Here is a 13436-nt window from a genome sequence, read left to right on the forward strand (position 1 = left end):
GGAAATTCGATGCCTTTTACACCGAACGAAATCAAAAACAAAGCATTTACTAAAGTAAGAAACGGTTTTGACGAAACTGAAGTACAAGATTATTTAACTCAGTTAAGTGATGAAATTGAACGTTTGAAAGAAGATAAACAACAATTAGAAAAAGTAATAGAAGATAAAGAAACGAACTTAAATTCTTACAAAGAAGTGCATCAATCTGTAAGTGATGCGTTAGTTCAAGCGCAACAAGCAGGCGAACAAACAAAAAACGCAGCCCAAGAACAAGCGCAAGCAACAATCAATAAAGCGCAAAGTGAGGCTGACCGTATCGTCGGTGACGCGATTGAAAAAGCACGCCGTTTATCCTTCCAAACTGAAGATATGAAACGTCAATCTAAAATCTTTAGATCACGCTTCCGTATGTTAGTTGAAGCACAGTTAGATTTACTCAAAAATGATGATTGGGATTATTTACTCAACTACGATCTAGATGCTCAACACGTGACAGAAGAAAATATACAACATTTAAACGATGAAGATTTAACAGAAGCTGAACGTGCACAAGCTTCAACTCAAAATGAACAAAACGATACAGATAGCACAGAAGACCAACAAGATAACGATGAAAAATAATTAATTAATCACATCAAACAGACGCGTGAGAAATAAGTCGCATATCTTAGCGAGCTAGGGATGGTGAAAGCCTAGTATATGTTTATTTCTTATATCACTGTTTTGACAAGATGAATAAAAAAATTGAGAGAACTCTAAGTTGAGTTAATCAGGGTGGTACCGCGATAACCTCGTCCCTGTTAATTGAACTTAGAGTTCTTTTTTAAGTTAAGAGGAGTGAAAAAATGAATTATAAAGATACTTTATTAATGCCGAAGACGGATTTCCCTATGAGAGGCGGCTTGCCAAATAAAGAGCCTAAAATCCAACAAGCCTGGGACGAAAACAATATTTATCAAAAATCAGTGAAACAAAACGAAGGCCAACCTGCATACATTCTTCACGATGGTCCTCCATATGCGAATGGTAACTTACACATGGGTCACGCCCTAAACAAAATTTTAAAAGACATCATCACACGTTACAAAACAATGCGTGGTTATTATGCACCTTATATTCCTGGTTGGGATACACACGGATTACCGATTGAACAAGCCTTAACGAAAAAAGGTATTAAACGTAAAGAAATGTCTGTCTCTGAGTTTAGAGAAAAATGTAAAGATTTTGCGCTTGAACAAATCGAACTTCAGAAAAAAGACTTCAAACGTTTAGGTGTGAGCGGTGATTTTGATAATCCATACATCACATTAAAACCTGAATACGAAGCAGCTCAATTACGTTTGTTTGGTGAAATGGCAGACAAAGGTTTAATCTACAAAGGTAAAAAACCAGTTTATTGGTCACCATCTAGTGAATCTTCTCTTGCAGAAGCAGAAATTGAATATCATGATAAACGTTCTCCTTCTATCTATGTCGCATTTGATGTGCGTGATAGTAAAGGTGTTGTAGATGAAGATGCACAATTCATCATCTGGACAACTACACCATGGACTATGCCATCTAACGTAGCGATCACAGTTCATCCTGATTTAACTTATGGACAATATCTTGTAGATGGTAAAAAATATATCATCGGTAAAGATTTAGTAGATGATGTGGCTGAAGCACTTGATTGGGATAAAGAAGCCATCGTGCTCGACAAAGAATACAAAGGTTCTGAACTTGAATATGTAGAAGCGCAACATCCATTTATTGATCGCGTTTCTCTCGTCATCAATGGTACACACGTCACTACAGATGCTGGTACAGGTGTTGTGCATACAGCGCCTGGACACGGGGAAGATGACTACGTCGTTGCACAAAAATATGATTTACCCGTCATCAGTCCATTAGACGACAAAGGGGTCTTCACTGAAGAAGCAGGTCAATTTGAAGGTATGTTCTATGACAAAGCTAACAAAGCAGTGACTGACTTATTAGATGAAAAAGACGCACTCATCAAATTAGAATTTATCACACATAGTTACCCACACGATTGGCGTACGAAAAAACCAGTGATCTTCCGTGCGACACCTCAATGGTTCGCTTCTATCGATAAAGTAAGACAAGATATCTTAGATGCTATCGATGAAACAAAATTCAAAGTCGACTGGGGTAAAACACGTATCTATAACATGATTCGTGACCGTGGTGAATGGGTCATTTCTCGTCAACGTGTATGGGGTGTACCACTCCCTGTCTTCTACGCAGAAAATGGCGATGTGATCTTATCACAAGAAACTGTCAATCACGTAGCTGATCTCGTTGAAGAATATGGTTCTAATGTTTGGTTTGAACGTGAAGCGAAAGATTTACTTCCAGAAGGATTTACACATCCAGGTAGTCCTAATGGCGAATTCACAAAAGAAACAGACATCATGGACGTATGGTTCGACTCAGGTTCATCTCACCGTGGCGTATTAGAAGAACGTCCAGAGTTAGAATACCCAGCAGATCTCTATATTGAAGGTAGTGACCAATATCGCGGTTGGTTTAACTCTTCTATTACTACATCTGTTGCGACTAGAGGTATTTCACCATATAAAATGTTACTTTCTCATGGTTTCGTCATGGACGGCGAAGGTAAAAAAATGAGTAAATCATTAGGTAACGTCATTGTGCCAGATCAAATCGTTAAACAAAAAGGTGCAGATATTGCACGTCTTTGGGTAAGTAGTGTGGATTATCTTGCAGACGTACGTATTTCCGATGAAATCTTAAAACAAACATCAGACGTTTACCGTAAAATCAGAAATACAATCCGTTTCATGTTAGGTAATGTAGCAGACTACAATCCAGAAACAGATCAAATTGCTGAAGCGGACTTACTCGAAGTCGATCGCTATATCTTAAATCGTTTCCGTGAATTTACGAAAACAGTATTAGATAAATACGATAACTTCGACTATCTAAATATTTACCAAGAAGTTCAAAACTTCATTAACGTAGAATTGAGTAACTTCTACTTAGATTATGGTAAAGATATTCTTTACATCGAAAAACGTGACGCACATAAACGTCGCAGCATGCAAACCGTGCTTTATCAAATTGTAGTTGATATGACGAAATTACTTGCACCAATTCTTGTGCATACTTCTGAAGAAATTTGGTCACACATCCCACATGTGAAAGAAGAAAGTGTTCATTTAACTTACATGCCAGAAGTTGTAGAACCTGATGAAGCATTAGTTGAAAAATGGAATACATTCATGCACTTGAGAGACGATGTGAATCGTGCATTAGAAATTGCTAGAAACGAAAAAGTCATCGGTAAATCTCTAGAAGCAAAAGTCATAATTGGTAGCAACGACCAATTCAACGCTACAGAATTCTTACAACAGTTTGATGATTTACATCAACTCTTTATTACTTCTCAAGCAGAAGTAGTGGATCACGTGGAAGATGGCCAAGCTTACCAATATGGTGATATCCGCATTGAACATGCTGAAGGTGAAAAATGTGATCGTTGTTGGAACTATAGTACAGAAATTGGCAATGTAGGGGAATACACTGGTCTTTGCCCTCGCTGTCAAGAAGTCGTAGCTTCACTATAAAAAGTAAATTTAAATCTATAGATCTTTGAATTTGAGCAAGATTGAATCTTAGGATTTGATCTTGCTCTCTTTTTATATATAAATCAATTTTCAATGGGGTTTATGGATATTTTGAAAATTTGGGCTTTCAATTTATAAAGAGTCAGACGGTTGCCACTTAATATCGACATTTTGCTTCGTCTGCTTTATTTTATACTGTGAAATAGCTATAATATAGATTGTTCGAAATTGTGAAAAGAGAAATTGAGGAGGTCGCCTATGAAAAGGCAGTATTATATAGGAATATCTTTGGCTGTAACGATCTTTATTTTAGTGTTTGATCAACTTACAAAATGGATGATCGCTACTTCTATGCGCGTAGGTGAATCCTTTGAAGTTATTCCGGGTTTTCTCAATATTACGTCTCATCGTAATAATGGAGCAGCTTGGGGCATATTAAGCGGTAAGATGTGGTTCTTTTACATCATTACCATCATCATATTGATTGTATTAGTCGGTTTCTATATTAAAGAAGCGAAAGGCAACTTAGCCATGCAAGTGACACTCAGTCTACTTTTTGCAGGGGCACTTGGTAACTTTATTGATCGTATCATAAATGGAGAAGTAGTCGACTTCATCGACACTTATATATTTGGTTATGATTTTCCTATCTTTAATGTAGCGGATTCAAGTTTAACAATCGGTGTCATTGTTATGATTGTTTTATTATTAAAAGATATGAACAAAGCATCATAGGAGGAAAGTTATGGAAACGCATGAGTTTAAAATAGATAATGAAGCGTACGTCGGTCAACGCATTGATAAATGTCTCACGTCATTCAATCAAGATTGGTCTCGTACTCAAATTCAAGATATGGTGAAGGAAGGTCATGTCACAGTAAACGGTAAAACCATTAAATCTAATTATAAAATGAAACAGGACGATGTCATTGTCGTAAATGAACCAGAAGTGGTTGAAGCGGATATTGAACCCGAGAATTTAAATTTAGACGTATATTATGAAGATGATGATGTGGCGATTGTTTATAAACCTAAAGGCATGGTCGTCCATCCTTCAGCGGGTCATCGCAGTGGTACACTCGTAAACGGGCTCATGTATCAAATGAAAAACCTCTCCGGCATTAATGGAGAAGTACGCCCTGGTATTGTGCACCGTATCGATAAAGATACGTCAGGGTTACTCATGGTCGCAAAAAACGATGTGGCACATCGAAACTTAGTTGAACAGTTAATGTCTAAAACAGTGACCCGTAAATATACAGCACTCGTTCACGGCAATATTCCCCATGATTATGGTACGGTAGATGCGCCGATTGGACGTAATACGAAAGATAGACAATCCATGGATGTCGTTGACGAGGGTAAAGAAGCGATTACGCATTTTAATGTGCTTGAACATTTTAAGGATTATACGCTCATTGAATGTCAGTTAGAAACCGGTCGTACACACCAAATCCGTGTACATATGAAATACATCGGATATCCTATTGTCGGCGATCCTAAATATGGACCTAAGCGTACGATTGAAATGGGCGGCCAAGCGTTACATGCTGGTGTCATTGGATTTGAACATCCTGTCACAGGTGAGTACATCGAACGTGAAGCGCCGTTACCGGAATCATTTGAGCAAGTGCTAGAAACATTACGAAGAGAACAAGGTTAAGGGATTCGACAGACTTAATCCTCGATATAGGATAGGCAGAAAAAGTATATTTATGCGATTATTTCTCTCCTATTGACTTCAATCAGCGAAAGCGGTAAACTATCATTAGTTTAATAAATAAAACCAACGTCTTTAATAGAAGTCCAGTGAGGCTTAGAAGACATGAATATAAACAGATTATGTAACGATGTGAATGAGATTTAAAGTATAGGTATCGTCTATCGCATTCACATTCAAAATGAAATATTTTAACGGTGAAGTATAAATTCTGTTCATAGACCTCATGTCTTTCTAAGGCATGAGGCTTTTTTATTGGAAAAATACATGCCTTGCATTCAATGGATAAATTTTCTAAATGAAGCGCTGTAAAGGAGGTAGTGAAGTAAGATGTCTGAAAGAGTCATCATGGATGAAGCGGCTATAGAACGAACGTTAACTCGAATCGCCCATGAGATCCTGGAGTACAATCGTGGCACCTCACAACTCGTCTTATTAGGCATTAAAACGAGAGGAGCTTCGCTTGCACAACGCATTCAACATAAAATTGAAATGATTGAGAATGTACAAGTTCCAACGGGTACCATAGATGTGACCCAATTTAGAGATGATCTAGAACAAGCGGGTAAGCAAGATTTAGAAAAAGCATATGACATTAATGTTGATATCAACGACAAGGTTGTCATCATTGTAGACGATGTACTCTATACCGGTAGAACGGTACGTGCTTCTCTAGATGCCATATTACAACATGCTCGGCCACGTAAAATCGGTCTTGCAACGTTAGTTGATCGTGGTCACAGAGAACTACCGATTAGAGCGGATTTCGTTGGTAAGAATATCCCTACAGCAAAAGATGAAGCGGTCGCAGTTTATGTAGAAGAAAATGATGATAGAAACGCAGTCATAATTGAATAATTAACCTTTTAAATCAGTACGAGAGACTGAAAAAGGACGAAACCAAGGCATAGCTATAAGGTATAACTACGCTATCCAGGTTTTGTAATGACCTAGGCTAGGTATGATTAATGGCCCTGTAATAGAAGGGCGAAGGAACGAAACATACAGTATGGGGTCATCTTTTTGAGTCTCTTTACTGAAAATGTAAAGGGACTTTTTTTGAAGGAGAAAAATCATGGATAATGAAACAATGTTTGAACGTACCGCCAAGCCAGTATTAGACGTTAGAGATAAGCCGAAACCTTCACAGTGGGCATTGTTGAGTACACAACATTTATTTGCGATGTTTGGGTCGACCGTTTTAGTGCCATTCTTAACCGGTCTGCCAGTCTCAGCTGCATTGCTTGCTTCAGGGCTAGGCACGCTGTTATACATTTTAATTACACAAGCGAAAATACCTGCCTATTTAGGATCGAGCTTTGCGTTTATCACTCCAATTATTACAGGTATCCATTCGCATAGTCTAGGGGACATGTTAGTCGCTTTATTCATGAGTGGACTGATGTATGTCATCATTGGTCTCGCGATTCGCATTAGCGGTACCAATTGGCTGATGAATTTATTACCCCCTGTTGTAGTAGGACCTGTCATTATGGTGATTGGGTTAAGCTTAGCGCCTACCGCAGTGAACATGGCCATGTTTGAGAATTCGAATGACATGAAAGGCTACAACTTGAGCTATGTGCTAGTGGCAATCATAACCTTACTTGTGACCATCAGTATTCAAGGGTTCTTTAAAGGATTCTTATCACTCATTCCTGTATTGATTGGAATAATAACAGGTTATGTCATCTCAATATTTATGGGCCTAATCAACTTTGAACCAATTGCAAAAGCGAAATGGCTACAGTTCCCGGATATTTACATACCATTTAAGGATTATACGCCCTCCTTTCATCTGGGGCTGGTGCTCGTGATGATACCGATTGTGTTTGTTACAGTCAGTGAACATATCGGTCACCAACTCGTGATCAATAAAATTGTCGGTAAAAACTTCTTGAAAGATCCAGGATTAGATCGATCAATCATTGGTGACGGGGTCTCTACGATGGTAGCGAGTATCATTGGTGGACCACCAAGTACCACATATGGTGAAAACATCGGTGTCCTTGCCATTACTAAAATCTACAGCATCTACGTGATAGGCGGCGCAGCTGTCATAGCCGTATTACTTGGCTTTGTCGGTAAATTTTCAGCGCTGGTTGACTCTATCCCAACGCCTGTCATGGGCGGTGTATCGATCTTACTTTTCGGTATTATCGCATCAAGCGGTTTAAGAATGCTTGTAGAAAGTAAAATCGATTTTGCAGAAAATAGAAACTTAGTTATCGCGTCTTCTATCTTAGTCATAGGAATTGGAAATTTAGTCATTAACTTTAAAGATCTCGGTTTGAACATGCAAATCGAAGGGATGGCACTTGCAGCATTAGCAGGTATCATCTTGAATCTCATTTTACCTAAAGGTGCATCTAATCAATAAAGCGGGAGGTTTGTTCATGGATCATTTATTATCTGTCGAACATTTAACAACAACGGAACTTTATGGACTCATTCAACGTGCAAGTCAATTTAAAGCGGGAGAAGTGGAAATACCTAACTATCAAGATGTGTTTGTTTCCAACTTATTCTTTGAAAATTCAACGCGTACAAAATCAAGCTTTTTAGTAGCTGAAAAGAAATTAGGAATGCAGTTGATCGATTTTGAAACAGCAACATCCTCTGTGCAAAAAGGAGAATCGTTATACGATACTTGTAAAACGATGGAAAGTATTGGTGTGAACATGCTTGTCATCCGACATCCTCAAAATGCGTACTATGATTCACTCGAAGGACTTAACATTCCAGTGGTTAATGGAGGCGATGGCAGTGGTCAGCATCCAACACAATGTTTACTTGACTTGATGACAATCTATGAAACATTTCAATCGTTTAAAGATCTCAACGTATTGATTTGTGGAGATATTAAAAATTCTCGTGTTGCACGCAGTAATTATCATAGCTTAACTGCACTCGGTGCGAATGTGATGTTCTCAAGTCCAGAAGCATGGCAAGATGACACATTACATGGTGCCTATGTAGATATCGATGAAGTCATCGATAAAGTTGATATTGTGATGTTATTACGTGTACAACATGAACGTCATGAAGCAAATGAAGTGACATCGTTTGAAGCAGACACTTACCACGAACGCTTTGGTTTAACGCAAGGTCGCTACGATCAGTTGCAAGATCATGCGATAGTCATGCATCCTGCACCGGTAAATCGCGGCGTAGAAATTGCGAGTGACTTAGTTGAAGCACCTAAATCACGCATCTTTAAACAAATGGAAAACGGCATGTACATGCGTATGGCAGTGATTGATACAATCTTAAAATCGAGAGGGGAAGTCTAATATGAAACTCATTAAAAATGCTCAAGTCTTACAAGCTGGAGAACTGGTTAACACAGACATTTTAATCGATGGACAATACATCAAACAGATCGCGTCAAATATCGAAGTGGATGATCAAACAGAAGTGATTGATGCGAATGAACAATTCGTTGCTCCTGGATTAGTTGATGTCCATGTTCATTTACGTGAACCTGGTGGCGAACATAAAGAAACGATTGCAACTGGTACTGCAGCAGCTGCACGTGGAGGGTATACAACTGTATGCCCAATGCCAAATACACGCCCTGTGCCAGATACGGTTGAACACATGCAACAAGTTAATGACATCATTAAACAAACTGCAAATGTCCGTGTCTTACCTTATTCTGCAATTACAGTTAGACAAGCTGGAGAAGAACATGTCGATTTCGAAGCACTTGCAAATGAAGGTGCATTTGCGTTCACTGATGACGGTGTCGGTGTTCAACAATCCAGCATGATGTACGAAGCGATGCAAGCAGCAGCCAAAGTCAATAAAGCAGTGGTTGCGCACTGTGAAGATAATAGCTTGATCTATCGTGGTGCGATGCATGATGGTAAACGTAGCGAAGAATTAGGTATTCCAGGTATCCCTAACATCTGTGAAGCCGTACAAATTGCTCGCGATGTATTACTCGCTGAAGCAGCAGGGGCACATTATCACGTGTGTCACGTCTCTACAAAAGAAAGCGTCCGTGCAATTCGTGATGCGAAAAAAGCAGGTATTCATGTCACTGCAGAAGTGACACCACATCACTTGTTACTTACTGAGGATGACATCCCTGGCGATAATGCCATGTTCAAAATGAATCCTCCACTTAGAAGTAAAGAAGATAGAGAAGCATTAATTGAAGGTTTATTAGACGGTACAATCGATTGTATCGCAACAGACCATGCGCCACATGCAGCAGAAGAAAAAGATCAACCTATGACTAAAGCATCATTCGGTATTGTCGGTAGTGAAACTGCGTTCCCATTACTCTATACACACTTTGTTAAAAATGGAGATTGGACACTTCAACAATTAGTGGATTATCTAACAATTAAACCGGCTGAAACATTCGATTTACCATATGGACGTTTAGAAGAAGGTGCGCTTGCAGACTTAGCGGTTATCAACTTAGATGAAGAACGTGAAATTAAAGCAGAAGACTTTGCTTCAAAAGCAAGCAATACACCGTTCTTAGGTTACAAAGTATACGGTAATCCTGTGCTCACTATGGTCGAAGGTGAAGTTAAATATAAGGAGGAACAATTATGATACAAAAGCGTTATCTCGTGCTCGAAGATGGTTCATATTATGAAGGATACCCATTAGGTTCAGATCAATTAAAAATGGGTGAAATTGTCTTTAATACTGCGATGACAGGTTATCAAGAAACGATTTCAGACCCTTCTTATACAGGACAAATCATTACCTTTACTTATCCATTAATCGGTAATTATGGCATCAATCGCGATGACTTTGAATCATTAGTACCCACATTAAATGGGGTGATTGTAAAAGAAGCAAGTACACACCCAAGTAATTTTAGAATGCAAAAATCACTTCATGAAGTGTTAGATGAATACGATGTGCCAGGTATTTATGGAGTGGATACACGTAGTATTACACGCAAGATTAGACAATATGGTGTGTTAAAAGCTGGATTTACAGATGACAAGGATGAGGTAGAATCCCTAGCTGAAACACTTAAAACAGCGGCCTTCCCTCGCGATGAAGTGCATACCGTTTCTACTAAAACACCTTATGTGTCAACTGGTTTTGACCTCAGTGTCGTACTCGTTGACTTTGGTAAAAAACAAAACATTGTACGCGAACTCAATGCAAGAGGATGTAATGTAACTGTCGTACCATATGATACATCAGCAGAAGAAATCATCCGAATGGCACCAGATGGCTTAATGCTATCCAATGGCCCTGGTGATCCAGAAGAAGTGCAAGTTGCGATTGATATGATCCGCAGCATCTTAGGCAAAATCCCATTCTTCGGTATTTGCTTAGGTCACCAACTCTTCGCCTTATCTCAAGGTGCGACATCATTCAAAATGAAATTCGGTCACCGCGGTGCAAACCATCCAGTTAAAGATTTAGTCACTGGAAAAATTGCTTTAACGAGTCAAAACCACGGTTACTCTATTGATGAAGATTCATTAAAAGATACAGATTTAGAAGTCACACACATCGCATTAAACGACGGTACAGTAGAAGGTTTGAGACATAAATCATTACCTGCTTTCTCTGTACAATATCACCCTGAAGCGTCTCCAGGTCCTACAGATTCAAACTATTTATTTGATCAATTTATCGATATGATGAACGAATTTAAAGCGAAGGAGTGTACTACAAATGCCTAAACGTAAAGATATCAACACAATTTTAGTTATAGGATCAGGTCCAATTATTATTGGACAAGCAGCAGAATTCGACTATGCCGGTACACAAGCTTGCTTAGCATTAAAAGAAGAAGGTTACCGTGTCATCCTCGTCAATTCAAACCCTGCGACGATCATGACAGATAAAGAAATTGCAGATGAAGTCTATATCGAACCGTTAACACACGATTTTATCGCACGTATCATTCGTAAAGAGCAACCCGATGCCTTGTTACCAACACTAGGTGGACAAACAGGTTTAAACATGGCGATTCAATTACATGATAGTGGTGTGTTAGATGCGAACAACGTACAGCTACTCGGTACAGAATTACAATCTATTCAACAAGCTGAGGACAGAGAACAATTCAGAAGCTTGATGAATGAACTTGATGTTCCTGTACCAGAAAGTGATATCGTCAATACCGTTGAACAAGCATTCCAATTTAAAGAGCAAGTGGGTTATCCGCTTATCGTTCGTCCAGCCTTCACAATGGGCGGTACTGGTGGCGGTATTTGCCATAACGATGATGAATTAAAAGAAGTGGTATCTAACGGATTACATTATAGTCCCGCAACACAATGTTTAATTGAAAAATCAATTGCAGGATTTAAAGAAATTGAATACGAAGTAATGCGCGATAAAAACGATAACGCTATCGTCGTATGTAACATGGAAAACATTGATCCAGTCGGAATCCATACGGGTGACTCTGTCGTTGTTGCACCGAGTCAAACTTTATCTGACGTTGAATATCAAATGCTACGCGACGTATCATTAAAAGTAATTCGTGCCTTAGGTATTGAAGGTGGCTGTAACGTGCAACTCGCACTTGATCCCCACTCAATGAACTTCTACATCATCGAAGTGAACCCACGTGTATCACGTTCATCCGCTCTAGCATCTAAAGCAACGGGTTATCCTATTGCTAAATTAGCAGCAAAAATTGCAGTCGGCTTAACATTAGACGAAATGATTAACCCAATTACAGGTACTTCATTTGCAGCATTCGAACCTGCACTAGACTATGTTGTATCTAAAATCCCTCGTTTCCCATTCGATAAATTTGAAAAAGGTGAACGTGTCTTAGGTACGCAAATGAAAGCGACAGGGGAAGTCATGGCAATTGGCCGTACGTACGAAGAGTCATTACTTAAAGCAATTCGTTCACTTGAATATGGCGTGCATCACCTCGGCTTACCAAACGGCGAAAGCTTTGACTTAGATTATATTAAATCACGTATTAAAGACCAAGATGATGAGCGTTTATTCTTCATCGGTGAAGCCATCCGTAGAGGTACAACACTCGAAGAAATTCATGAGATGACGCAAATTGATTACTTCTTCTTACATCAGTTCCAACACATCATTGATATCGAACATGACTTAAAAGCACACAAAGGTGACATAGATTACCTTGAATACGCTAAAAACTACGGTTTCAGTGATAAAGTGATTGCACACCGTTTCGATATGACTGAAGATGAAGTCTACGATCTCCGTCAAAAACATGGTATTACACCTGTATATAAAATGGTGGATACATGTGCCGCAGAATTTGAGTCAGAAACACCATACTATTACGGCACGTATGAACAAGAAAACGAATCTGTTGTGACAGATAAGAAAAAAATCTTAGTACTAGGTTCAGGTCCAATCCGCATTGGACAAGGGGTAGAATTTGACTATGCCACTGTTCACGCAGTGTGGGCAATCCAAAACGCTGGATATGAAGCTATCATTATTAATAACAACCCAGAAACGGTATCTACCGACTTCTCTATTTCAGATAAATTATACTTTGAACCATTAACTGTAGAAGATGTTATGAACGTTGTAAACTTAGAACAACCAGAAGGTGTAGTCGTACAATTCGGTGGTCAAACAGCGATTAACCTTGCTGATAAACTAGAACAATATGGCGTTAAAATCTTAGGTACAACACTTGAAGATTTAAACCGTGCCGAAGACAGAAAAGAGTTCGAAGCATTATTACATCAAATTGATGTTCCGCAACCTAAAGGTAGAACAGCGACATCACCAGATGAAGCATTAAACAACGCACGCGAAATTGGTTATCCGGTGGTTGTACGTCCTTCATATGTACTGGGCGGACGTGCGATGGAAATCGTAAGTAACGATGATGAATTGAAAGACTATATGAACCAAGCCGTTAAAGCAAGTCCAGATCATCCTGTATTAGTCGATCGTTACTTAACAGGTAAAGAAATCGAAGTCGATGCGATATCAGACGGTGAAACAGTCATTATTCCAGGTATCATGGAACACATAGAACGCGCTGGTGTTCACTCAGGTGACTCTATCGCTGTTTATCCGCCACAAACATTGTCTCAAGAAGATATCGATACGTTAGAAGATTTCACCATTCGCTTAGCAAAAGGCTTAAATATCGTCGGACTCATTAACATCCAATT

10 protein-coding genes are annotated in these 13436 nt (G+C 39.0%); all 10 read left to right on the forward strand.

What is annotated here, in order from left to right; translation table 11 throughout:
• Positions 1-9: 9 nt before the first annotated feature.
• Positions 10-621 (forward strand): DivIVA domain-containing protein, encoded by a 612-nt coding sequence (locus tag APS80_RS02080; RefSeq protein WP_059106625.1) that lies wholly within the window; start codon positions 10-12, stop codon positions 619-621.
• Between the two features lie 224 nt (positions 622-845).
• Positions 846-3593, forward strand: coding sequence for an isoleucine--tRNA ligase (ileS, locus tag APS80_RS02085; RefSeq protein WP_059106626.1), 2748 nt, complete (start codon positions 846-848; stop codon positions 3591-3593).
• A gap of 258 nt (positions 3594-3851) precedes the next feature.
• Positions 3852-4328: a signal peptidase II gene (gene lspA / locus APS80_RS02090; RefSeq protein WP_059106627.1), complete on the forward strand. Its 477-nt coding sequence runs from the start codon at positions 3852-3854 to the stop codon at positions 4326-4328.
• A 10-nt stretch (positions 4329-4338) separates the two neighbouring features.
• Positions 4339-5256 carry an RluA family pseudouridine synthase gene (locus APS80_RS02095; protein ID WP_059106628.1) on the forward strand — a complete coding sequence of 306 codons (918 nt, stop codon included), beginning with the start codon at positions 4339-4341 and terminating at the stop codon, positions 5254-5256.
• Between the two features lie 387 nt (positions 5257-5643).
• Positions 5644-6171: a bifunctional pyr operon transcriptional regulator/uracil phosphoribosyltransferase PyrR gene (gene pyrR, locus APS80_RS02100; protein ID WP_059106629.1), complete on the forward strand. Its 528-nt coding sequence runs from the start codon at positions 5644-5646 to the stop codon at positions 6169-6171.
• Positions 6172-6388: 217 nt separating this feature from the next.
• Positions 6389-7693, forward strand: a complete 1305-nt coding sequence (locus tag APS80_RS02105) for a uracil-xanthine permease family protein (protein ID WP_059106630.1) — start codon at positions 6389-6391, stop codon at positions 7691-7693.
• A 16-nt stretch (positions 7694-7709) separates the two neighbouring features.
• Entirely contained in the window at positions 7710-8606 is an 897-nt protein-coding gene (locus APS80_RS02110; protein WP_059106631.1) for an aspartate carbamoyltransferase catalytic subunit, read from the forward strand.
• 1 nt (position 8607) lies between these two features.
• Positions 8608-9885, forward strand: coding sequence for a dihydroorotase (locus tag APS80_RS02115; RefSeq protein WP_059106632.1), 1278 nt, complete (start codon positions 8608-8610; stop codon positions 9883-9885).
• Positions 9882-10982, forward strand: coding sequence for a carbamoyl phosphate synthase small subunit (locus tag APS80_RS02120; protein ID WP_059106633.1), 1101 nt, complete (start codon positions 9882-9884; stop codon positions 10980-10982). Before APS80_RS02115 ends, APS80_RS02120 begins: the two co-directional genes overlap by 4 nt.
• Positions 10975-13436, forward strand: a 2462-nt coding sequence (gene carB / locus APS80_RS02125) for a carbamoyl-phosphate synthase large subunit (protein ID WP_059106634.1), incomplete at its 3' end; no start/stop codon positions are given. The genes APS80_RS02120 and carB, both read left to right, overlap by 8 nt.

This window comes from Staphylococcus auricularis (genome assembly GCF_001500315.1).
Lineage (GTDB): Bacteria > Bacillota > Bacilli > Staphylococcales > Staphylococcaceae > Staphylococcus > Staphylococcus auricularis.

Excerpts from the sequence above, each read along its gene's own strand:
- APS80_RS02080 (WP_059106625.1), top strand. The coding sequence starts at position 10 with ATGCCTTTTACACCGAACGAAATCAAAAACAAAGCATTTACTAAAGTA.
- APS80_RS02110 (WP_059106631.1), top strand. The coding sequence starts at position 7,710 with ATGGATCATTTATTATCTGTCGAACATTTAACAACAACGGAACTTTAT.
- APS80_RS02105 (WP_059106630.1), top strand. The coding sequence starts at position 6,389 with ATGGATAATGAAACAATGTTTGAACGTACCGCCAAGCCAGTATTAGAC.
- APS80_RS02095 (WP_059106628.1), top strand. The coding sequence starts at position 4,339 with ATGGAAACGCATGAGTTTAAAATAGATAATGAAGCGTACGTCGGTCAA.
- pyrR (WP_059106629.1), top strand. The coding sequence starts at position 5,644 with ATGTCTGAAAGAGTCATCATGGATGAAGCGGCTATAGAACGAACGTTA.
- lspA (WP_059106627.1), top strand. The coding sequence starts at position 3,852 with ATGAAAAGGCAGTATTATATAGGAATATCTTTGGCTGTAACGATCTTT.
- ileS (WP_059106626.1), top strand. The coding sequence starts at position 846 with ATGAATTATAAAGATACTTTATTAATGCCGAAGACGGATTTCCCTATG.
- APS80_RS02120 (WP_059106633.1), top strand. The coding sequence starts at position 9,882 with ATGATACAAAAGCGTTATCTCGTGCTCGAAGATGGTTCATATTATGAA.
- APS80_RS02115 (WP_059106632.1), top strand. The coding sequence starts at position 8,608 with ATGAAACTCATTAAAAATGCTCAAGTCTTACAAGCTGGAGAACTGGTT.